The sequence below is a fragment of the Pseudarthrobacter chlorophenolicus A6 genome (assembly GCF_000022025.1).
In the GTDB taxonomy this organism is placed as follows: domain Bacteria; phylum Actinomycetota; class Actinomycetes; order Actinomycetales; family Micrococcaceae; genus Arthrobacter; species Arthrobacter chlorophenolicus.
In genome coordinates this window covers 338,806-358,874 of the sequence record NC_011879.1, presented here as the reverse complement: position 1 = coordinate 358,874, position 20,069 = coordinate 338,806, and the positions used below count along the sequence as shown (strand labels likewise).

The window sequence follows — 20,069 nt, the reverse complement described above, 5'->3', positions numbered from 1 at the left end:
TTCTTGATGCAGACGCCGGGGCGTTTGCGGCTTAGTTCTGCTGGGTTGCTTCTACTCATTGACATGCGTAGATCTCTGGGTGATGGCCGTTCAGTGGGAGATGAGTCCCATGACACGCTGAACTTTCGGATCGTGTGCGAGTCGTTCACGGTGTGCGTCTGACAGGTCCCATCCCGTCAGGGCAGCTGCCCGGACCAGCGGGTGAGGGTCCTCGGCGGCCCGGTCGGCTGTGCCCGCGTACCCGGTGTTCACTGCCGCGAGTCGCACCGCCGGAGGCTGGTCGGGCTCGGCGAGGCGTTCCAGGACGTCATCCGGTACGCGGATGCTGGAGGTCACCTCCGCGCGGACCAGCGGGTCGTTGCTCTCGGCCAGGGCACGGAGCTGGTCGACGTCAGCGTCTCCTACGGACGGGAAGTCCGCGTTCGTGATGCTGAGGTCTGGCTCCATGTGGGCCGAAGCGGCGAACTGGCCGCCGCCTCGGACTCCTTTGGGAACTCGGTTCGTGGGCACTTCATGCCTCCTAGGCGGTCTTGCTGTGCTTGTTGTTGGCAATGGCCATGGCGGACTCCCACATGGTCTGGGCGACGCCTTCACCGCGGGCTTCGAAGCCTTCGAGCATGGTGACGACGCTCTCCTGGTCCTCGAATTCCAGCTCGCCGAACGGGGCGAACAGCGCTTCGGTGGCGTCGTTCGGTTCTCCGTTGGTGGACCAGTCGCGGCAGGCGCCCATGATGCCGCCCTCGAGGTTGTTGATGACGCCGCGGTGCTTGGTGACCTGGCGCTGGGACAGGCTGCCCGGGTTGGACATCGGCACCTGGGTGCCCTCGGCGATGGCGTTCCACGCCAGGCGCTTCATCTCGGCCTTGTGGGCTGCGCCGGTTTCCTCCATGGCGTTGTGGGCACGGTCCATGTAGGAGCCGGGCTGGATGTAGTGGCCGCTCTGTTCGGGGTTCACGAGAGTTGCTCCGAGGGTCGACTCCACGCCACCGTCTGCTCCGTGCGGGGCGTCGAGGGAACGGTCAAAGGTGCGCGCGATACGGAAGTCCTTGGACGGCTTGTGGCGCGGGTCGTGCCACTCGTCGAGGACCTTCTGTGCCAGCTCATCCTTTTCGCGCTGGGTCATCTGGCGGCCGGTCTTGGCTTCGATCTCGGTACGCTGCGCCTCGAAAATGCGGTAGGCCTTGCGGTCTTCGGCGCGGAAGGTCGTTTCGGTGGCGCGCACCGTCACGTTGGCAGCCGTGGAGGTGACCATCTGGCGGAAGTCGGTGATCTTCCGGCCCCTGTCCAGCGCCTCGAGGGTGCGGAGCATGGTTTCCTGGGCGATGTCGTCGGTATCGACAATGATCGACTTGTCCTGCTGGTTGTAGCGGCGCTGCCAATGCGCTGCCGAGGTGTAGGCAATGTCGACGAAGTCCTCAACGTCGACCAGTTCCGAAAGCCGCTCTGCGGCGAGGCTCAGGGTGGGCTCGGCGTGCGTGGTCGCAGCGAACTGGCCTCCCGTGGGGATGCCCTTCGGGACGCGGTTCGTGCCGGCTGAGGATGCGATGTCGTTGCTCATGCCTCGTGTGTGTGCGGCAACTTCGCCAAACGCGCAGGTTTCAGGAAAAAATGTCCGGAATCACATTTCCTTGCTGCAAATCAGCAGTCCGCCAGGATCCGATTTGCTGCGGCACGAGCCTTCTCGGGGACAGCTGTCCCGTCCCGGTCAGCGTCCCCGATGAGAGCAGCCGTGTATTCGCAGAGCTTCCCGTGGGCCAGCTCCGGCCAATCCGCCGGGCGCAGCAAGACATCGTTCACGTAAGCCGCCGACGATCGATCTTCTGCCGCTTTCCCGGTGATCTTCGCGAGCTCCTGGTCCGCCGAAGCTTTCCCTTCAGGCGTGAGGAAGTGGGCCGTTTCGTAGGCTTCGCGGTCCTCCTTGCTGACAACACCGCCGACTGGCTCTATGCCGGCCGAGCAGCCGGTGGCGGCAGTGAGGATGGCGGCAGCTGCTGCCACTGCAGAGAGGGTCTTCCTGGCGTTGCTCATGGGCCTGATGTGTGCGGACGGAACCTGGACTTTCCCCGGGTGGTCCACCCCTGGTCCATCGGTGGTCCTTTTGATGGTCCATCGGGGTGGTCCATAGTGGTCCTTTTGCTGGTCCACCCCTGGTCTTTTCGCGCCGGGCTAATTGTCGGGGACCGGTCCTAGACTGAACTCCGAGCGGTCCACACGGACCACCGGCAAAGGGAGGAAGCGGACGAATGACATCACGTATCGAGCCCGACAGCCGGACGATGGTGATGCTGTCGCTGGCACTGGTCGGTGTCTTGGCGTTGGCGAGCTTCACCCTCTCATTCCTCGGCCTGATTCAGGCCGCCGCATGGGCCGGCATCCCGGAGTACCTGCGCTGGCTCGTCCCGATCGTCGTGGACTCCACCATCCTCGTTTACGCCGTTGCGGCCAGTGTTCAAAGGGCAAGAGGGGAATCAACGACCCTGTCCTGGATGGCCGTCGCCTTCTTCACACTCGTGTCCGTCCTCGCCAACGGGGCCCACGTTCTGGCACCTTCCGGAGTGGCCCGGGACCTGGATTCGACGGTTATCTTCGGAGCCTTCCTGGCCGCCATCATGCCCGTCAGCCTGTTCTTCGCAACGGAGACGACGGTCAACCTGGTGGTGGCGCCAGCCTACGGATCGGTGGCTCAGCGGAGGAAGCGGGCGCGTGACCAGCTGGTCCACGCCGACCGCATGGACCACGGAAAGGACCACTGGACCACTTCAGGTGGACCACGAAAAGGACCACTTGGTGGACCAGCAAATGGACCGGGGGTGGACCACCTAAAGGACCACCTGCGGTCCACCCCAAAAATGCGCCCTGAAGTCGACCCGCAAAAGATCCGGGAACTGGCCTCAGGGAACCTCAGCCAGAGGGCGATTGCGCAACAGCTGGGGGTGTCCAAAACGACGGTGGCGAGGGCCCTTTCCGGTGCTCGCGAGCCAGCTTCAGCCCACTGAGCGAGCCCCTAGGGGCTTGTCATGCACTTCATGCAGATCCGCGTGTGGACGGTCGTAGACCACCACCATCGAATCCGTCTGTAAATCCTCATGCTGGCTCCTGTCACGGCGCAGGTCAGGCGAAGGGGTCTTCGTCATCGGCCACTACCACCAGGTCAAGGGCCGGCGCTGCGTCGGGGCTCTTCGCCGGCGCGGGCGGTTCCTCAGGTGAGGGGCCGGCGGGCGGCTGGGCCTCTGCCACGGGATCCGGTTCGGGAAAGTCGTCCGGCATGTGCTCGATCATCGGATCGGAGGCTGCGCCTGTCTTCTTCGCCGCCCTTTTCGCGGGCGCTGCCTTTGCCGGTGCTTCTTCTGGTTCGGGTTGCGTTTCGGCGGCCGCCGGGGCGGCGGCGGCCTTCGCGGCGGTGATCCCGGTGGCAGCTGCGACCTTGAAGGGTTTGCCTTCACATCCGGCCGTGACCATGCAACGCGATGGTGCCGTGTCGGCGGTCAGAACGTAGTACTCGCAGACAGGGCAGATGACAGGGATGACCGCGGGGTTGATCTTGACGAGGTTCAACACCGACTGCCAGGCGTTCACCGTCTCCAGCTGCGCGTCCGTCAGGTCGAGGGCCTTGAAGGCTTTGACGACCAGCAGGTTGCCCGAGTTCATCCCGTCAACGAGCTCAGCCCACGTGTTCTGCTTGGACTTTTTGAGCACAGCGATTCCCAGGCTGACCGCTTCGGCCAGGCCTTCGTACTCGGGTTTCGTCTTCAGTCCCGCCATCAGCAGGGACCCGTGGTGAAGCTCATGGTCAACATGTGTACGGCAATCCGCGCGCCCCTCATCATGCGGCCAGCTCGTAGCCGCGGATGAACAGGATGTCCTGGACGATGTTCTCGACGATGTCGCCCAGGGACTTGAAGTTCTTCTCCAGCTCCAGGTCCTCTTCCGTGAGGACCTCGTAGGCGTTGGTCTCCTCGTTCAGCACCGAGGTCATCCTGGTGACGTTGTTGTCGGCGCCGGGCATCATGACATCCAGGTCCTTGGCTTTGTTCCGGAGGATGGCGCGCATGTGGGCATCGAGGGTATTGGTGGCCAGCAACGTAGTGACCATGCAGGTGTTCAGCTGGCCGATGCGGTTGTTCCGATCTTCTGCCTGGCTGATGTTCGCCGGGGTCCAGTCAGTCTCGATGAAGATGGTGTCGGAGCTGGCGGTCAGGGTGATGCCGAAGCCTGCGGCCCCGATGGAACAGAAGATGACACCGATCTCACCGTTCTGCAGCTTGTCCGCGACGGCCTGGCGCTTGTGCTGGGCCACTCCCCCGTCGATGAATCCGGCGTCGGCGATACCGGCCTTCTCGACAGCTTCGATGAGGGCCTGCATGACTGGTTGGTGGTGCACCCACACCGTCAAGGGTCGTGTGTAGACCTTCTTGCCGTTGCGAACCTCGGTGGTGGCTTCCATCCAGTCGGAGATGATCTCGATGGCGGCTGGGATTTTGGCGATGCCGGCCGCGGCGCGCAGCGGGGTAATGAGGTCCACCCTGGAACGGGCGAACTCCTTGATGGTCTCCTTGGAGATGATCTCACCGGCGTCGCGCTGCTCCTCGATCCACTCGGTGACCTTCTCGTACAAGGTGTCGTGGGCGGCCTTGAAGCCTTTGGGGTCGATCTCCACGTAGCGGGTGGTGCGCAGCTTGGGCGGCAGCTGCTTGAGGACGTCCTTCTTGTTTCGCCGGACCCAGCAGCTGTGTGTGAGGATTTCCTCGAGCTGCGGGAGCATCTTGCGGTTGGGCAGGAAGGCGCCGAAGTGGTTCTGCGTCGTGTACGTCTCCATGAACTTGGAGGCGCCACCGAACACCGGGTCCAGGAGACCGGCGATGGCGAGCATGTTGACGCCTTCGGCGGGGTTTTGCAGGAACGGGGTACCGGTCATGGGCAGGCGGAGGGCGTCGATGGAGCAGGCCAAGTTCCGATTGGCTGTGGCGCGCTGGCCTGCCCAGGTCCGGGACCGGTGCACCTCATCGAACAAGGCAGCCCTCGGGTCCCAGGCCACCAGCTGGTCTACGAGCTCCGGACGAGAGCCGAGCAAAGAGTCTGCGACAACGACAACCCCGGCCTCCGGGAACGCGGGCACCTTCTTTCCGGCCCGGATGGGGACAATGTACGGGGGGAAGTCTGGCTTCTTAGGTGGCGCCTTGGGCTTGCCCTTCGATTTCCGTTTCGTCGTTGCCGGCTTCGGGGTTGCCTCCTCGGGCGGCTGGATCTTCTTCAGTCCGGGCCCCAGCGCGGCGTAGGCCTCACGGCACCAGTTCTCCACCACCAGAGGCGGCACGACGATGACAGTGCGGCGGGAGCGCTTGATGGCGGCCGCCGCCAGGGCTTGCCGGGTTTTGCCCAACCCAGGCGCATCTGCCAATGCGCGGTGTCCGCCGGCAATGGCGTAGGCTCCCGCGACTTGGAAGGGGTACAGGGCGAGCCCGAACCACTTGGGCAGGTATCCGGTGTGGGAGGCGACAACGTCGATGAGTTCCTTGGCACGGGGCGAGAGTTCCTTCTGCTCATCGCCGAGGACTCCCGTGGAGCTGGCCAGTTCCCTGGCGGCCGCGCGGACGGGCTCAGGGATACTTTCAAGCTGCCGTGACTGGACGGCGGCCTCATAGGTGAGTGGGTCGAGCCTCAGCCCCTTCTTGGCTTCGCCTTCATCGGTGACGAGGTCCGAGAGCATGACATTGAACCTCTGGCGAGCCTTGTCCCAGATGGCTCCAGGGCCAAGGATGGCGCTCATTCGCTCAAAGCCGGCCAGCCGGGGTCGGACGAATACCATGTGCGGATAACGTTCGGATCGCTGAACCAGCGGACGCCAAAGGGACTCCAACGAATCCAGACCGGCCAGGTCTCCCGTGGTCTCGGAGTAGTCCACCTCGATTTTTGCTGCCTCGAAGAAACGGTCCGGGTGCGTTCCGGTGCCCGTGATGTACCAGGTCTTCTCTGAGTTGTCCCACCGTCGGCCTGGCAGCTTCTTGACCCAGTCCTGGGCAGACTTGCCGTTGGGCAGGGTTGCACCCCAGCCGAATTTGAAGCGGAGTTCAGGGTTGCGGTAGGTCCCGGTGAGGACAGCTGTTAGGGCCATGGCTTTTCCTATGCGTCAGGCAGGCTGACGGGCCTTCAGGGACAGGCGATCGGCGCAGTTCCGGCGGGCACCCTCACCTAGGCGGCGAGGTTGTAGGTGGTGACGGAACGCTCCTGATCGTCGTAGGCGACCACCTGCGGCGTGCTGGCGTCCTTGGCGGTGGACATGCTCAGTGCCAGCGTGTTCCGCACCGTTCGGGCCGCTGCCTTGTCAGCCAGTCCACTCGCGACAGGGGCCGGAGCCGCCGACGCTGAAACGCTGACTTCCCAATTCCCGGAATCCTTCATCTCGCGCATGGTGATATGGGTCGTCGCGGAAGCTTTTACCAGTGTTCCCTGGGTCGTTTCGATCCATACATCCATGACAATCTCCTGCTGGTTTTGCGGGTGGTTTCCTTGCCTTCTATGTGTGCGGAACACCCCTTGCAGGTGCCCGTTTTTCACCTGTTTGGAGAAGAATTTCGGGCAGACAAAAGCCGCCATCATTTATAGAAGGCGGCCTCGTCGAATTGTTGTATTCAGCCCCCGTGGCCCGCCAATTTGCGTCCGAAAACCGAAAGCGGTGCGCCGGGAGCGGTGACGATATTCCGGCTGCGATCGTCGTTTTCTCCTGCAGTGGCGAGCAGTTCGGCGGCACCGATTTCACGGTTGCGGAGCTGGTCGATGGTGATGGTGGAGGTCATGGCGGTTCTTCCTGTTGTCCGGGGCGTTCTACCTTGAGACATGCGTAGAGGACATCTGGGCAGGCCTATACCTCCGACAGGTAAGCTGTCACGGTCCATGACACTGGAGGGAAAAGAAATGACAGCTACCGCAGAACGCAGGACCGGCCGCAGCGTCCTCATCACGGGAGGCAACCGGGGTATCGGCCTGGCGATCGCCAAGTCGTTCCTGGCAAACGGCGACAAGGTCGCAGTGACCTACCGAAGCGAGACGGACCTTCCCGAGGGCGTCCTGGGTGTGAAGGCAGATGTCACCGACCAGTCATCCATCGAAGAGGCGTTCAAGACCGTTGAGGCTGCTCATGGTCCGGTCGAGGTCCTGGTGCCGAACGCTGGCATCACCAAGGACACCCTCCTGATGCGCATGTCCGAGGATGACTTCACCTCTGTCCTGGACGCAAACCTGACCGGCGCGTTCCGGGTCATCCAGCGCGCGACCAAGGGCATGATGAAGCTGCGCAAGGGCCGGATTGTGATGATCTCTTCGCCCTCCGGTGTCCGCGGCGTTCCCGGCCAGGTCAACTATTCAGCTTCCAAGGCCGGCATGATCGGTATCGCCCGGTCCATCACCCGCGAGCTGGGCGGCCGCGGCATCACAGCGAACGTCGTCATGCCCGGCGTGGTGCTCACGGACATCTTCAACCACGTCTCCGAGGACATTAAGACGAAGTACCTGGGAGAGATCCCGGCCGCCCGGTTCGCGGAGCCGTCTGAGATCGCCAACGTGGTCCGGTGGCTCGCCAGCGACGAGGCGGCATACATCTCAGGTGCCGTCATCCCCGTCGACGGCGGCGCAAGCATGGGGCACTAGGCAGCCAGACCCACGATCGCTGAGGGCTGTCCGCCTGCCTTCCTGGCTTCTGATCGCTCTTTGCGTTCAACAGGGCAGATGTTGACGGCCGCGCGCTGGACGACGCTGCGTTCATAACGGTGACCGTCGCGGCAGATCCAGTGGACGACCTTCTGGCTGCCGGCCGAGACGTCTGCCGGCGTCAGGGTGTTGCGTTCCGTGTCCCATTCCGGGAGCAGATCGGGGCGCGTGTCAGCCAAAGAAGTGCCTGGCTTCGGCCCTTTATAGCTGATCGCCTTTGCTCGGCTGATGTTCGCGCAGGCCGGGCAGCCCTGGCCCCGGTGGCGGCGGCAGACCTGGGCCTGGTACGGGTCGTGCCCTTCGGGGCAGTTCCACCACACGACTTTCGGTGTGCCGTGACTGACGTCCGAGGGGGTGAGGGTATTCATCTCCGTGTTCCATTCTGCGGCCAGGGCAGGGTTGGCGTCTGCAAGGTTGCCGCGGGCCACGGCGCGGGAGGATGTTTTCGCGGCGTTGCGCTTCTTGCCGCAGTCGGGGCATCCGTTGCCCGCAGTGCGGTTGCTGATGTAGGACTCTGTCGAACCGTGACCGACGGGGCAGATGAAATAGGCCTTCTTGTTGGAGCGCGGCGCGACGTCCGCCGGGGTGAGCGGGTAGTTTTTCTCGTAGTCCCATTCGGCGGCGATCTCGGGGAACGCTTCGGCGAGGGTTTTGCCCTTCTTGGGCGCGTCCAGCCGTGCCTTGCCGCACTTGGAGCAGCCGCGATTTCTGGAGGTGCGGTGGTTCACCTTCAACATGTACGTGCCGTGTCCGGCCGGGCACACCCAGGAGGCGACTACGTCCGAGCCGTAGGAAACGTCGCCCGGGCGCAGTGTTCCATTTCCGGCGGTGTCCCATTCGGCCGCGTAGGCCGGGAAGCGTTCGGCCAGTGACCGGCCGGGAGCCGGGCTCTTGGGCTGGTGGGTTCCGGTGCGCTGCCGCTTGTCATTTTTGCTCACCTCCCCCATGTGTGCGGACTGCCCTGACACTGTTACCGCACGCCGTGTAAGGCTCCCACTTCTCATGCGGCCACCTCGGCTGCGCTGATCTCGATGGCGTAGCCCGCTCTAGACGAGGTGTAGCCGGACAGGGGAAGGGGGTCGGTCCCGGAGAGAATGCCGTCGATCCGCGGGGCGATGTAGTCGGCGATCGTTTCCGCGTTCAGTTCGACTCCGATCCAGTTCCGTCCCAGTTTCTGGGCGACAGCGAGGGTAGTGCCGGAGCCAGCGAAGCAGTCCAGGACAGTGTCGCCGGGTTCGGTGGCGGCGGCAATGAGACGCTCCAGGAGAGCCTCAGGCTTCGGTGTGTCGAACGCCGAGCCCATCTCCGTGCCGAAGATCGCTTCGGACTCGGCGCGTGCATCCTCATTGGTCGGCGAACCGTTGACGCGGAAGGACTGCAGATTGGTCAGGACCTTGCCCTTGGATTCCTGGGAGAGGTAGGACGGGCGAAGCATCTGACGCGGGCAGATGAAGGCACCCGGCGTTTCGGCCATCTTATTGATGGCTTCCTGGCCGTAGCGGAACGGGCCCGTCATCCGGAAGGAGTTCTTGTTGGTGCCGTTCTCCACGATCAGGTCGTCAAGCAGATCCGAGACGATGGTTGGAGTGTTCATCGGGCCAGCCGCGATGGTCTGGTCCGGGAAGTTGAACGTCATGCAGCCGGCGGGGAATTCGAGCACGGACGGCTTGTTGCCCTTGTTGTGGATGGGGATCCTCTTGCCTACCTCGGTGGAGGAGTGGACCAGCGGCGCCATCTTGGACTTGTCTTTGGCGTAGATGAGGATGTGGTCGGTGACGTCGGCCAGGTGTGCGTGCAGGAAGGACCCGCGGTTCTTCTTCTCCCAGATCATCGTCCCGACGTAGTTGCGGTCACCGAAGACGTCGTCCATGATGCAGCGGACGCGGTGGATGTACTGGTCATCGAGGTGGACGAAGATGCTGCCGTCCTCGGTGAGGGTGTCCCGGACGCCGGTGAGAGTGCGCTCCAGCATGGCCAGCCAGTCTTTCAGGGGCGACGAATCGCTGTACTGGTTGAACTTCCGTCCGGTGTTGTAAGGCGGGTCCAGGTAGGCCATCTTGACGGTGCCGTGGAGCTGTGAGTCGGCCAGTGCGCGTTCTGCCAGGTCGCAGAGAAGTAGGTTCATGACAGCCTCTATGCGGCCACTTTTACGACGGGTGCCGTTTAAGCCCAAACACGGGCCTGGTGACCCGGATTGTCTTCGCCGGCAGTTCTCCGAGCCAGCCAGGACAGTGCGCGTCGAGCCAGGTGAGCCGGGCGAAGGGAAGCTGGTCCCCCTGCTTCAGGGCGCGCTGATTGGCCAGCCAGATGGCGATGAGCTGCTCGCCCTTTGCTTCGGCGTTGAACGCCGGGAGCCGGCCGTGGGCGAGGATGAAGTCCGACGCGTCCCGGGCCCGTTCCTGCCAGATGTCTTCCGAACACGCCCTCCAGCCGGGCAGATGCTGGTCCAGGAAGGACGCACGGAACGGGTCAATGGTGCCTGCGGTGTCCGCGACCCGCTGCAGGTTCAGCCAGATGCCTGCGGCGCTTTCGTAGCTGGAGGAGGAAGCGGCTGAGGGCCAGCGTCCGTGCTCTGCGAAGAACCTGGCGACACTCTCGATGGTCTTCTTCTCGTCAAGCATCATGCCACCGGTCCCCGCCCGGCCGGCAGCCAGCCCACGGCAACGGTGTCGAGCTTCTCCCGTCGGGCGGCGGTAAGCCGTCCAGCCCTGGCAGCGGCCCGCTGCGTGCCCAGCCACCGGGCGAGGGTGCGCTCGGCGGAAACTGCCACCCGTGGCCACCGGCCCGTTGACGTCAGGAATGTCTGGAGGGCTGTCGCGTGGGCGGACCACTGCACTTCGCGGCCGTCCGGCGCGGGCAACCAGCCCGGGACATTCTTGTCGAGCCACTTGCGCCGTTTCGTCGTGATTTTCCCGGCCTTGGCCAGGCTCCGTTGGTAGTTCATCCACCGGTACAGCCCGGCAGATTCTGCGGTGCCCCCGGCGCTGGAGGGAAGCCGGCCCGCGAAGTCGACGTAATTCGCGAGATCCTCAGCCCGGCCCAGCCAAAGAGTTTCAGCGTCGGCCGCTGGCCGGTCCCATCCGGGGGCCCTGGCGTCCAGAGCGGATTTTCGTTCGACGGCCAGGTTGCCTGCCACCGCAGCCCTGCGCTGGGATTTCAGCCATACCTTCAACTGGCCGCGGACAGGGGTGTTGTTGGCTGAGGCTTCCGCCAGCAAGGCCAGTTGGGAGTCCCAGCGTTCCTGCCTGGTCTGGCGCCATCCCGGGATGTTCGAGTCGAGGTAGCGGCGGTGCTCGTCCGTGATCCGGTTCTGCTGGGCTGCTCTGCGTTGGACAGCGAGCCAGCCTGCCAGTTCGTCCTCCACCAGGTCGGGACCGGCGACGGGTAGACGGCCGGACCGGGCAACGAAGTCGGCGACGGTGGCTGCCTTGGCGGTCCACGGGTCAGCGGCGGCGCTGGCGTCTGTGGAAAGGGCCGACGCGGGTGCCGCTGCGCCGGGAATCGTCAGTATGTTCACATCCGAAAACATGCGTAGAATCCGGTGTCATGGCAGGCCCTGGCCGCAATCTTTGGCAGATCTTGAGACAGGGATCACACGTTGTCCCCGGGCTCTGTGCGGCATCCTGCGACATAGTCCTCGAGGTGCCGGTCCCAAGTGGCTGAAGAGCCCCTGAAGAGGAATGTTCCGTCGGCTCCGACGATGACCGATCCGCCGCCCCGGGACGGATTCCAGAAGTGGGTGGCCCCTGCTGACGGCAGCGGGCGGCTGTTCCGTGCAGCGTCATTCTGTCGCAGGCCCAGGAGCCTGGCGGCGGTGGGAGTTCCAACGGGGTTGCGCATGGGTTCCTCTCAAATACAGGCGTAGTGCAGGTAACGCAGAAGCCCGCCGTCTGGGTGGACGGCGGGCTTCAGGGCAATGTGGTCAGGCTGCGATCAGTTCGCGGACCGGGGCTGTGCGCTCAACCAGCGGGTCGTTCTTGAGCTCGTCGATCTTGCCCGGGTTGAATCCTGACCAGGAGTCGATGACGACACCGTCCTGGTAGACCACGACGGTGGGTGCCTGGGTGTGCCCGAGGCTCATGCAGTACTCGCGGTTCTCGTCCGTGGTGCCGTCCACCTTGGTGACCTTGATGTCGGTCTTGGCGATAGCGCGGTCCATGGCGTTGCACTGGACGCATCCTTTTTCCTTGCCAAAGACAACGACGGACTTTGGTGCGATGGAGGTGATGACGGGGGACATAGTGTCTGCCTTTCGGGGCTGGTGGTTCTTGCTCGGTTGGGTGTGCCGGTAACGAATCTGTGTACGGCAAATCTGAAAAGTGTCAGGATGCGAGGGCGAAGGCCTGGGCGCTGATCTTGTGAAGGTATTCCTCAGCGGCGGACTGGCTCGTGGTGACCTTGCTGAACCTTCCCGCGGCGTCCTTGTAGACCTTCCGGGTCGGTTCCGGGTAGGACACCGGACCGGTCTTGAGCATCCGCGGATCCAGGATGGCTGCCATCCCGAAGTCGGACACGGACCGGATCAGCCGGCCGAGGGCCTGCTCGAGGAGCAGTGCGGCGTCGGAGACGTACACGTAGGTATCCGCGGCCCATTTGCCGATCTGCAGGGCGTCCATGATCGCTTCGACGCGGGCGTCGTCCACCGGGTTGCCGGCTGCGCGCGGGATCCGGTCGATGGTTACCAGTGAGCAGGTGCGTCCCTTGGCATCCACGCCGGTCATGAACGACTTGGTGCCGACCAGCACGGATTTCACGTCGTCCCGCCACAGGTTGGTGAGCTGCTGGGTGGAAAGTCCGTCCCACTGGGAGTAGACGTTCCAGCGGCCCTTCGCGGCGCGGCGCAGCGCCGCCGCATACGCCTTGCCGGCGGTAGAGTTCGCGGACAGGATCAGGGCCGATCCCATGTTGGCCTCCACAAGCTCGACGTTCTTCTTCGTCGCCCAGGCCTGGTGCAGGGCCCCGTTGAACTTTCCCTTGGTGCCCGGCCGCCAGCCCGGGAACATTTCCGGGATCTCCTCAGGGGTCAGCTTTGGGATGTACAGCAGCGAGTCATCGTAGGCCTTGTCGAACGGGGACGGATAGGCGACATTCTCGGCGGTCAGGCCGACCTGGTAGCCGAACCGGGACGGCAGGGTCGCGGAGACGGCGATGACCGTCATCGGGTAGGTCTCGGTCTCCTCCTCGATCGGCTCGCCGGCTTCCTTCATGGCCTGAACCATTTCGTCTTCCTCGTCCACCATCACCGGGGCGGTCCACAGATTGGCCTGCAGCAGCCCGGAGATGTTCACCGGGGAGGCGTTGGCACACCAGTAGGGCGTCTGGACCTTGGCGTTGGCCGGCGGCGTCTTCTGCTCGATCCAGCGGGCGGTGCCGATCCGGTGCAGCTTGACCTGGCCGACAGCCCCGATGAAGGCATCGAGACGGCCGGCCAGCCTCTTGGCCTTGAGTTTCGATTGGATGTTCTTTGACTTGGACACCCCGTCGAGGGCGTTTTTGACGCTGCGGGCCCAACCGATCATCATGTCCCCTGTGGTCTCAACCGGGTCAGCTGTCTCCTTGATTTTGCACACTTCGCCGGGTTTCGTGTACTTGGCCATCTCGGCGAGCTCGTCCTCCAGCTCGATGGCCAGGGCGTTGCCCTCCTTGATGAGCCGGCCGACGGCAGGGTCCGATTCGTCCAGGGTCCGGGACACGGACTTGGTCAGGGACATGACAGCCGCGGCCGAGACTTCGCTGGCGCCTGCGGAGCGAACGTTGGCCGGCAGGGCGTGGGCCTCATCGATCATGATGATGTGGAATTCGCCGAGGGTCTTGTTGCCGATGATGACCGGGACGCCCTTGGCGGCCTGGACAGCCAGCATGGAGTGGTTGGTCACCACGATGTCGGCCTCTGCGGCCTTCGCCCGTGCGGCGCGTGGCTTGCACAGGTCAAAGATGGGGCAGGTGTCGCCGATGCATTCGGAGGGGCCGACAGAAACGGCGTCCCACAGTTCAGGGGTGGTGACGCCCTCGTAGGACTGTTTGTCTCCGGCCTGGTCCGCGGCGAGGGACAGAGCCCACAGCAGCAGGGGCACGCCATTTGCAGCGTCAAACGGGCGGCCGTCCAGGAATACGTTCTTCTGGTTGGCCAGTCGCTTGAGCTTGGACCGGAGCGAGGGCAGGGACGGGCGCTGGCCGACGGTGTCGGTGAGCTGTTCGGCAGCGTCACGGGCGGACTGGCTGCAGACGTAGTTGGAGAAGCCTTTCAGGACGGCGACCTTGGGCCGGGTGCCGGTGACCTTCTCGCAGGCCGCGGCGGCGACGGGTGCATCCTTGAGCAGGATCTGGCTCAGCAGGGCCAGGGATTCGGTGCTGATGATGGTCCGCTGGTCGTACTTGGCGGCGGCCACCATAGCCGGAGCGAGCAGCGAAAAGCTCTTCCCAACGCCAGTCGGTGCCACACCACAGACGTGTCCGGTGGCGCGGATTGCGGCTTCAATGTCGTCCAGGAGGGCGACCTGGCCGGGCCGGGCATCGGCGGTCGGGATTCCAGTGCTGAGGCGAACGGTTTCGGTGAGGGTCTTCTGCATCATGGCAGCCTCTATGCTTCCTGCCCGGTGGCGGGCGTCTTCGGAGATGGTGGGACCCGCCCACCCCTTGGGGCGGTGGACGGGTCCGTGCCGGTTGTGAACCGGCGGGGCAGCGTAAGGGTGTGCGGGCCTTACGCGGTCTTGGGGCGGCGGGAGCCCTTGGGCTTCGGGGCGGGAGCGGAGACGGGCTCCTGTGCCTTGCCGCGGCGGAACAGGTTCCTGACCGGGATGGTGCGCTCGGTGATCCAGGCGCGGTGCAGCATCCAAGTTTCGCCAAAGAGGATGACGACGAACGGGTTGGAGGACGATTCGAGCACCATCAGGACCAGGCCAAGGAGTGCGGCCCAGCGGTACCAGCGCTTCCAGCCGCCAGGCAGCAGGGTCATGCTGATGATGCCCGGCAGGACAATCAGGAGGGGTACCGCCCACCAGATGATGTCCAGGGGCAGGAGATTGAGCGCCAGGGCCACAGTGATGATGTGGGCGATGCTGAACGCCGTGAAGCCGGTCCAGCGGGCCGGGGCGATGAGCCCCTTACGGGAGAAACGGGATTTGATCTTCTCGGAGATGTTCATGCGGCTTCGGGCACCTTGACTTCCAGGTCGGTCAGGGACCGGATCAGCCGGTCCAGCTGGTCATACAGGTCAGCCTCGTTCAGTCCGAGCCGCTGTCCCTTGAAGGCCAGGGCGCGGGCGAAGACGTCGGGGGCCTTCAGGCAGGCAATGCGGCGGCCGGCGACCCGTTCTTCGCGGTAGTCGGCCCCTGTCGTGTCAAAAGATGAGTACGCTTCGAACTCCAGCGCGATGAACGCTTCGCAGACCTCCTCGGCGAGGCGTGCCCAGCCGCGGCCCTTGCCCATTGCCCTGACGGAGGCGCGGAAGGAGCGCAGTACAGTTCGGGAGGGGCGGGCGCGGTCGGCCAGGACGGAGTCGACCAGGACCCCGGCGACGCGGGGGGCTGCACGGGTGATGTTGTCGATCTGCTCGAAGCTGTAGTCGTCCCAGAGGGCCATGAGCCCGGAGTCGATGACCTCGTACGGTTCGCCTTCGATGAGGGCTCGCATCGCAGCGATGGAGCGGTGGGCCAGGCCCGGTTCCGCGTCGATCATTGCTTTGAGGCGCTTGCGTTCCTGGATGCGGGGGCGGACCAGGGCCGGGACCCCGTAGGCGTGCATGATGGTGGCTGCCTGGGCGGCGAGTTTGGAGCTGTCGCGCAGGTGCCGGGTTTTGGAGCGCAGCCAGTCGGCGGCGTCTTCCATAGTCTGGCTCAGGTTCTGCGGGTCGATCCGGTCACTGGTCGTGGCGGTGTGGAAGGCGGTGTACGGGCCGGCGACCCATCCGCTTTCCTGCCACTGACGCATCGGTGACGGGTCCACGAGGGTCATCTTCGACGTCGTGCGGGTCTGGATGTTGCGGATCATCGAGAGCCGGCCGGCGCGCAGCAACTGTCGTGCCCAACCGGTCGCCGAAGCCTCCAGACCCAGGTCCAGGTCGAACCCGCCGGGCTCGGTCTGCATCACCTTCTGGAAGAGTAGCTCTTCCATCTCGGTCGCCAGGTCCTGCATCAGCTGCACGCCGATGACGGTCTTTTCGCGGGCGACGGCAGAGGCGATGCCGGAGCGGTGGAGGGACTCGGCGATGAGCCGTCGGGCCTCGGTGCCATCGATCAAACCGTCAGCGTGACGCTGCAGGATGTCGTGGCATTCGGAGTCAGTGGAGAGGGAAGTCAGTTGCACGAAAACTATGTGTGCGGCTGATCTGACAAACGTCATCAAGATCGGCGTGTAACGTCCATCACTTAATGAGAACGGCCGGAAATCAGGCCCAAATGCTCAGATGCGACGAGTCTTCAAAGCAGTCTTACTGCCACACTCCGGCAAAGTCTGACCCTTGCCAGCGGACGACCCTAATCGAGCTCGTGCCGGTTCCCTGAAGGAGCTCGGCCAAGTGAAGTCGGGCTGCGTTAGCCTCTGCCTCGGTGTTCAGGAGAGAAGATGCTGGAAGGCTCTTGTCCGCTACGTCCACCCTGACAACCCACCCATCCTGGTAGCTGCCGACACCCAAAGACAAAATCTGGGACGCGGGGATCCATCGCGACCGCAGACCCGGGTAGAGGTCGTCGGTGACTTCCAGGAAGACCGAGTCCATGGGATTCAAATTAGCAGCACAACGCCCCGGAATCCTGGTTCGGATGCCGGGGCGATGTGTCTGGCTTAGACGAGGACTGCCTGAGCTGCTTCCTGCCGGCGCCGGATGTCCTCCGGGTTGGTGGAGGCCATGGTCAGGAAGTTCGGCGGCAAGACGACCTCGACCGGGACGGCCCGGCCTGTCAGGTCCGCGTAGATGCCGATGGCGCCGCGGATTACCCTGTTGGTGTTCGGGTCGCGCAGGGCCCGCATCGAATTCCGGTTCGGGGCCTGAGATTCGCCTTCACCGACGATGGCCTTGGCCCGGATCCTGGCCAGACGCTGCTGTGTGGGCTCGAGGTTGAAGAGGCGGCAGGCCGCTTCGGACTCGTCCCTGTCCTCGATCGGCAGGATGAACCCACGTGAGATGTAGCCCGTCAGCTCAGCCTTGAGGGCATCGGACACCCGCTGCGTGTACAGCACGGGGAGCACGCCCTGGGAACGGGCAAGGCGGCCGAGGCGCTCGACCTCCGCCTTGCCTGCGCCAAGGAATACCCATGCCTCGTCCAGGTGGATGACGCCGCCGCGGCCAGTCAGGGCCATGGCCGACCCGAATACCATCATGCGGACCAGTGCCAGGCAGACGCGCTGCATAAGCGGTGCGCCTTCGATGGCTCCGGGCTCGGGCAGGTCCAGGTGGGAGTTGCCGACCTTGATCAGGGTAATGCCGTCGAAGATATTCAGGGCCTGAGACTCGGGATTCATTCCCACGCAGGCCCGGAACATGGGGGAAGCTTCGGCCAGTTCCAGAACCTGCTTGACCATGTCGTGCGGTGCCTTGCCGTGAGCCAGGGCGATCTGGAGCGCCTGGCCGACACACTTGGCCCCGTTCGCAACCCCGTAACGCAGGGCTACGAAGATAGCGACTTCATACTCGCCCTTCTTGTCACCCCACGGGTTGATGGAACCGAGCATGGACGCGGCCATGTCGACACCCACCTCGGGGCTGCGGGCGAAGCGGATCGGGTCAAAGACGCCGTCCGCGTGCTGAAGGTCATCCAGGGAGATGACCTGCCCGCCGGCGGCCAGAACAGTCGGTGAGTGGTCTGAATCCATCTTGGGGTCCACGATCACCTGCGGGGAACGGGGGGACTTGGGCCCGGGGATCTGGTTCATCTGGGTCGCCAGCCAGAGCAGTGCCTGGGTTTTGCCCGAGCCGGTACCACCGGCGACGAGCATCAGCGGAAGACCGTCCGCGGTGGACGCCGCCGTCGGGGACACGTACGCCGGCTGCCGGTCACGTTCGGTGAACCCGATCAGCGCCCCGGTCTTGTCCCCTACCGTGGAGAGGGACTGGATGCCGGAGGCGGCGACGTTCTGGGTAGGCATGTCGTGCAGGTTGGGGTTGGCCCTGATGTGCGAGCAGAGCATCATCTCAGCCAATGCCTGCCGCTGGCGGAAGTTCATGACCCGCAGGTTGGCGGCCGAACCGCCGCCTGCCTGGGTGATGTCTTCCACTTCCCCGTCGAAGGCAATCAGCACTGAGGCGTCAACCAGGGTCGGGGACCCATCCCGGGAAGCGTAGACCTCCTCGACGGATTCCAGGGTCCGGACCATTTCCTCCTGCTCGGAGAGTTCCATCTTGTTCTGCTTCAGACGCTCGTTGATGTCGTCCAGGTAGCGCTTGCGCTGGCGGCGCAGCTCGGCGCGGGTAACCTTTGCCGGCTCAATCTGGGCGCTGATGGAGACCGCGACCGCGTCGTCCTCGATCAGCCCGGTGGCCCAGTGGGCTTCGGTGCTGGTGGGTGAGACGAAATCGAAGTCGAAGCCTTCCAGCGTCGCCATGGTGAGTGTGCGGTGGTTGGGGATGACAGGCCAGCTGTGGCAGTCCTCCCTGCCGGCGGCGTCGGCCATGCGGACCGCTTTTGCGTCCGCGAAGATGTGCAGGTGGTCCGAGTGGGGAAGGTCCACCGTGTCGGGGAAGTGGCCCTGGTTCCACCAGGAGTTCGCCAGGGAGATCTCCTTTGAACTGGGGACGGAGAAGCCGCAGCGGGCCAGGGCAGCGTCGACCCTTTCCAGGTCGGTGTCGTAGTCCGACAGCGGTGTGCCGCCGACAACCAGCGTTTCTGTGAAGGAGTCGATGGCCTGGCGGAGGCCGCCGTTGCCGCCCAGTTTTCCGGAGAGCTTCACGGCCAGGATCAGCAGACGCTTCTCGGTGGTCTGCTGCGGGAAGGACTCCTTCAGGAAACCCGCGATCGGGTGCCCTGATTCCGGGTTGTACAGCTTCTTGAGGTTCACCATCAGAAGCTTGGTCTGGCGGTAATCCTTGCGGGCCAGGGCCCGTCGGTTTGAGGAGGGGTGGGACATGGCTGCCAGCTCGTCGTAGGCGGCCATCAGCGGCGTGAACACGTTGATCCGCTCGTCCAGGGATCTGGCGTCCACGACCGGTTCCAGCGGAACCTTCCTCGCCAGCCACAGGGACCCGTCCACGCCGAGCATCCTGCCGCCCGGGAGCAGCGTGCGCATCATGGTCGGGACGGAGACGTCCGTCAGGGGCTGTGCCGCGGGGGCTTTGGAGTTACGTGCCATGTCTACTTTCCTGCAGCTGCTGCTGCGGCGTTCTCGGTGGGGACAGCCTTCTCGATGCCGCCGACGGTGATTTTGCGGCCTTCAACGGCGTTCATGAACGGAGTCAGCGACTCGCCGGTGCCGGCGCCGCCCCAGGCCACGACCTTTGGGGACGGGGTGTCGGCCTGTTCAATGAGGACGTCGTAGGTGACGCGGGACGGGGTTTCGCCGCGGCCGATCGGGCTGCTCTGCCAGGAAACGGCGAAGGAAACCTGTGCGACGACCTGGGAGGGCTTCTTATCGGAGGGTGCGTCCTTGGCCGGCTTCTGTGAGGCGACGTCGCCGACCCGGACATCGGAGGCGGTGACCTGGACGAGTGGGATGTAGGAGCGGTTGGCGCCGGTGTCGCCGACGTTGAGCCGGAGCGCGTCGGGGTCCCCTGAGGTGAAGGCTTTGGCCCAGGCGTTGACGGCCTGCTCGATGCCTTCGGTCTTGGAGACGTTGACCAGGTTCGGCCACGCTTTCAGGTTCGGCCAGGTCTGCTTGTCGTCGGGGGCGCGCGGGATCAGGGTCGGCTCACCAATGACCTTGGCACCGCGGACCGGCGAGTAGCCGACCTGGACCTGCGTGGTGAAGAACGACCCGGAGGGGCTGACCAGCGTCATGGTGTGCAGCTGCAGACCCTGGGTTTCTTTGACCTGGTTGGTGTTCGGGTCAGTCTCTGACTTTGGCTCGGCTTGGATCTGCACCCCGTCCCAGGAGAGGATCTGGCCACCGGGCAGCGGAGAGGGGGCCTTGGCCAGCCAGTCCTTGACGGTCTGCATGGCGACAGGCTTCGTCGGCGAGTCCAGCTGGTTGTTCACAGGCGGTGCGACGTAGGGCTTTTCGAGGAACTTCGGCATGAAGGAGATGATGGCCAGCAACGCGATCGGAAGCAGCACGAGGCTGGTAATGACCCAGGCCTTGAAGAACTTTTGCCGTTTGGCGTAGGTGGTCACCATTCCAACGTCGGCGCGGGGCAGCTCCTCGGCCTCATGGGCCCAGAAGTCGTCCGTCTGGTTGTTGCGTTTGGCGTTGCGGGCCATCATCGTCCTTCGTAGAAA

At 64.4% G+C, this 20,069-nt stretch carries 20 protein-coding genes; 2 read left to right on the top strand and 18 right to left on the bottom strand.

Features of this window, described 5'->3' with window-relative positions:
* Positions 1–90: 90 nt before the first annotated feature.
* The 3 genes from ACHL_RS22225 to ACHL_RS22215 form a co-directional block, all read right to left on the bottom strand.
* Positions 91–510 carry a hypothetical protein gene (locus ACHL_RS22225; protein ID WP_012623388.1) on the bottom strand — a complete coding sequence of 140 codons (420 nt, stop codon included), beginning with the start codon at positions 508–510 and terminating at the stop codon, positions 91–93.
* 10 nt (positions 511–520) lie between these two features.
* Positions 521–1,558, bottom strand: coding sequence for a hypothetical protein (locus tag ACHL_RS22220; protein WP_012623387.1), 1,038 nt, complete (start codon positions 1,556–1,558; stop codon positions 521–523).
* Positions 1,559–1,638: 80 nt separating this feature from the next.
* Positions 1,639–2,028 carry a hypothetical protein gene (locus ACHL_RS22215; protein ID WP_157672516.1) on the bottom strand — a complete coding sequence of 130 codons (390 nt, stop codon included), beginning with the start codon at positions 2,026–2,028 and terminating at the stop codon, positions 1,639–1,641.
* A gap of 215 nt (positions 2,029–2,243) precedes the next feature.
* Here ACHL_RS22215 and ACHL_RS22210 point away from each other — a divergent pair, with 215 nt between their 5' ends.
* Complete coding sequence (locus ACHL_RS22210) at positions 2,244–2,996, top strand: DUF2637 domain-containing protein (protein WP_012623385.1); 753 nt, start codon at positions 2,244–2,246, stop codon at positions 2,994–2,996.
* 115 nt (positions 2,997–3,111) lie between these two features.
* Here the strand turns inward: ACHL_RS22210 and ACHL_RS22205 are convergent, their stop codons facing one another.
* The 4 genes from ACHL_RS22205 to ACHL_RS24400 all read right to left on the bottom strand — a co-directional run bounded on the left by ACHL_RS22205 (position 3,112) and on the right by ACHL_RS24400 (position 6,794).
* On the bottom strand, positions 3,112–3,762 hold the full coding sequence (locus tag ACHL_RS22205; protein WP_012623384.1) for a hypothetical protein: 651 nt from the start codon (positions 3,760–3,762) through the stop codon (positions 3,112–3,114).
* Between the two features lie 61 nt (positions 3,763–3,823).
* The gene (locus ACHL_RS22200; RefSeq protein ID WP_012623383.1) at positions 3,824–6,112 is read right to left on the bottom strand and encodes a DEAD/DEAH box helicase; all 2,289 of its coding nucleotides are present in this window, start codon (positions 6,110–6,112) and stop codon (positions 3,824–3,826) included.
* 77 nt (positions 6,113–6,189) lie between these two features.
* A complete protein-coding gene (locus tag ACHL_RS22195; RefSeq protein WP_139187298.1) occupies positions 6,190–6,597 on the bottom strand; it encodes a hypothetical protein in 408 nt (135 codons plus the stop codon).
* Positions 6,598–6,629: 32 nt separating this feature from the next.
* The gene (locus ACHL_RS24400) at positions 6,630–6,794 is read right to left on the bottom strand and encodes a hypothetical protein (RefSeq protein WP_012623381.1); all 165 of its coding nucleotides are present in this window, start codon (positions 6,792–6,794) and stop codon (positions 6,630–6,632) included.
* A 118-nt stretch (positions 6,795–6,912) separates the two neighbouring features.
* Between ACHL_RS24400 and fabG the strand changes: the two genes are divergently transcribed.
* Positions 6,913–7,644 (top strand): 3-oxoacyl-ACP reductase FabG, encoded by a 732-nt coding sequence (fabG, locus tag ACHL_RS22190; RefSeq protein WP_012623380.1) that lies wholly within the window; start codon positions 6,913–6,915, stop codon positions 7,642–7,644.
* Here the strand turns inward: fabG and ACHL_RS22185 are convergent.
* The 11 genes from ACHL_RS22185 to ACHL_RS22130 form a co-directional block, all read right to left on the bottom strand.
* Positions 7,641–8,651, bottom strand: coding sequence for a zinc-ribbon domain-containing protein (locus tag ACHL_RS22185; RefSeq protein WP_043795103.1), 1,011 nt, complete (start codon positions 8,649–8,651; stop codon positions 7,641–7,643). The two genes, fabG and ACHL_RS22185, sit on opposite strands and share 4 nt — an antisense overlap.
* Before the next feature lie 53 nt (positions 8,652–8,704).
* Positions 8,705–9,829, bottom strand: coding sequence for a site-specific DNA-methyltransferase (locus ACHL_RS22180; protein WP_012623378.1), 1,125 nt, complete (start codon positions 9,827–9,829; stop codon positions 8,705–8,707).
* A 22-nt stretch (positions 9,830–9,851) separates the two neighbouring features.
* A complete protein-coding gene (locus ACHL_RS22175) occupies positions 9,852–10,328 on the bottom strand; it encodes a hypothetical protein (RefSeq protein WP_139187297.1) in 477 nt (158 codons plus the stop codon).
* The gene (locus ACHL_RS22170; protein WP_139187296.1) at positions 10,325–11,221 is read right to left on the bottom strand and encodes a helicase associated domain-containing protein; all 897 of its coding nucleotides are present in this window, start codon (positions 11,219–11,221) and stop codon (positions 10,325–10,327) included. Before ACHL_RS22170 ends, ACHL_RS22175 begins: the two co-directional genes overlap by 4 nt.
* Positions 11,222–11,295: 74 nt before the next feature.
* Positions 11,296–11,544, bottom strand: coding sequence for a hypothetical protein (locus tag ACHL_RS22165; protein ID WP_012623375.1), 249 nt, complete (start codon positions 11,542–11,544; stop codon positions 11,296–11,298).
* An 82-nt stretch (positions 11,545–11,626) separates the two neighbouring features.
* The gene (locus tag ACHL_RS22160; protein ID WP_012623374.1) at positions 11,627–11,944 is read right to left on the bottom strand and encodes a thioredoxin family protein; all 318 of its coding nucleotides are present in this window, start codon (positions 11,942–11,944) and stop codon (positions 11,627–11,629) included.
* A gap of 82 nt (positions 11,945–12,026) precedes the next feature.
* Positions 12,027–14,276 carry an ATP-dependent DNA helicase gene (locus ACHL_RS22155; protein WP_012623373.1) on the bottom strand — a complete coding sequence of 750 codons (2,250 nt, stop codon included), beginning with the start codon at positions 14,274–14,276 and terminating at the stop codon, positions 12,027–12,029.
* Positions 14,277–14,404: 128 nt separating this feature from the next.
* Entirely contained in the window at positions 14,405–14,848 is a 444-nt protein-coding gene (locus tag ACHL_RS22150) for a hypothetical protein (protein ID WP_012623372.1), read from the bottom strand.
* Positions 14,845–16,008, bottom strand: coding sequence for a hypothetical protein (locus ACHL_RS22145; RefSeq protein WP_139187295.1), 1,164 nt, complete (start codon positions 16,006–16,008; stop codon positions 14,845–14,847). Before ACHL_RS22145 ends, ACHL_RS22150 begins: the two co-directional genes overlap by 4 nt.
* A gap of 477 nt (positions 16,009–16,485) precedes the next feature.
* Complete coding sequence (locus ACHL_RS22135; RefSeq protein ID WP_012623369.1) at positions 16,486–18,987, bottom strand: ATP-binding protein; 2,502 nt, start codon at positions 18,985–18,987, stop codon at positions 16,486–16,488.
* A gap of 2 nt (positions 18,988–18,989) precedes the next feature.
* A complete protein-coding gene (locus tag ACHL_RS22130; protein ID WP_139187294.1) occupies positions 18,990–20,054 on the bottom strand; it encodes a hypothetical protein in 1,065 nt (354 codons plus the stop codon).
* Positions 20,055–20,069 lie beyond the last annotated feature (15 nt).

Coding starts and splice junctions, on each gene's coding strand:
- ACHL_RS22220 (WP_012623387.1), bottom strand. CDS start 1,558: ATGAGCAACGACATCGCATCCTCAGCCGGCACGAACCGCGTCCCGAAG.
- ACHL_RS22215 (WP_157672516.1), bottom strand. CDS start 2,028: ATGAGCAACGCCAGGAAGACCCTCTCTGCAGTGGCAGCAGCTGCCGCC.
- ACHL_RS22210 (WP_012623385.1), top strand. CDS start 2,244: ATGACATCACGTATCGAGCCCGACAGCCGGACGATGGTGATGCTGTCG.
- ACHL_RS22205 (WP_012623384.1), bottom strand. CDS start 3,762: ATGGCGGGACTGAAGACGAAACCCGAGTACGAAGGCCTGGCCGAAGCG.
- ACHL_RS22200 (WP_012623383.1), bottom strand. CDS start 6,112: ATGGCCCTAACAGCTGTCCTCACCGGGACCTACCGCAACCCTGAACTC.
- ACHL_RS22195 (WP_139187298.1), bottom strand. CDS start 6,597: ATGATGGCGGCTTTTGTCTGCCCGAAATTCTTCTCCAAACAGGTGAAA.
- ACHL_RS24400 (WP_012623381.1), bottom strand. CDS start 6,794: ATGACCTCCACCATCACCATCGACCAGCTCCGCAACCGTGAAATCGGT.
- fabG (WP_012623380.1), top strand. CDS start 6,913: ATGACAGCTACCGCAGAACGCAGGACCGGCCGCAGCGTCCTCATCACG.
- ACHL_RS22185 (WP_043795103.1), bottom strand. CDS start 8,651: ATGGGGGAGGTGAGCAAAAATGACAAGCGGCAGCGCACCGGAACCCAC.
- ACHL_RS22180 (WP_012623378.1), bottom strand. CDS start 9,829: ATGAACCTACTTCTCTGCGACCTGGCAGAACGCGCACTGGCCGACTCA.
- ACHL_RS22175 (WP_139187297.1), bottom strand. CDS start 10,328: ATGATGCTTGACGAGAAGAAGACCATCGAGAGTGTCGCCAGGTTCTTC.
- ACHL_RS22165 (WP_012623375.1), bottom strand. CDS start 11,544: ATGCGCAACCCCGTTGGAACTCCCACCGCCGCCAGGCTCCTGGGCCTG.
- ACHL_RS22160 (WP_012623374.1), bottom strand. CDS start 11,944: ATGTCCCCCGTCATCACCTCCATCGCACCAAAGTCCGTCGTTGTCTTT.
- ACHL_RS22155 (WP_012623373.1), bottom strand. CDS start 14,276: ATGATGCAGAAGACCCTCACCGAAACCGTTCGCCTCAGCACTGGAATC.
- ACHL_RS22150 (WP_012623372.1), bottom strand. CDS start 14,848: ATGAACATCTCCGAGAAGATCAAATCCCGTTTCTCCCGTAAGGGGCTC.
- ACHL_RS22135 (WP_012623369.1), bottom strand. CDS start 18,987: ATGGCACGTAACTCCAAAGCCCCCGCGGCACAGCCCCTGACGGACGTC.
- ACHL_RS22130 (WP_139187294.1), bottom strand. CDS start 20,054: ATGATGGCCCGCAACGCCAAACGCAACAACCAGACGGACGACTTCTGG.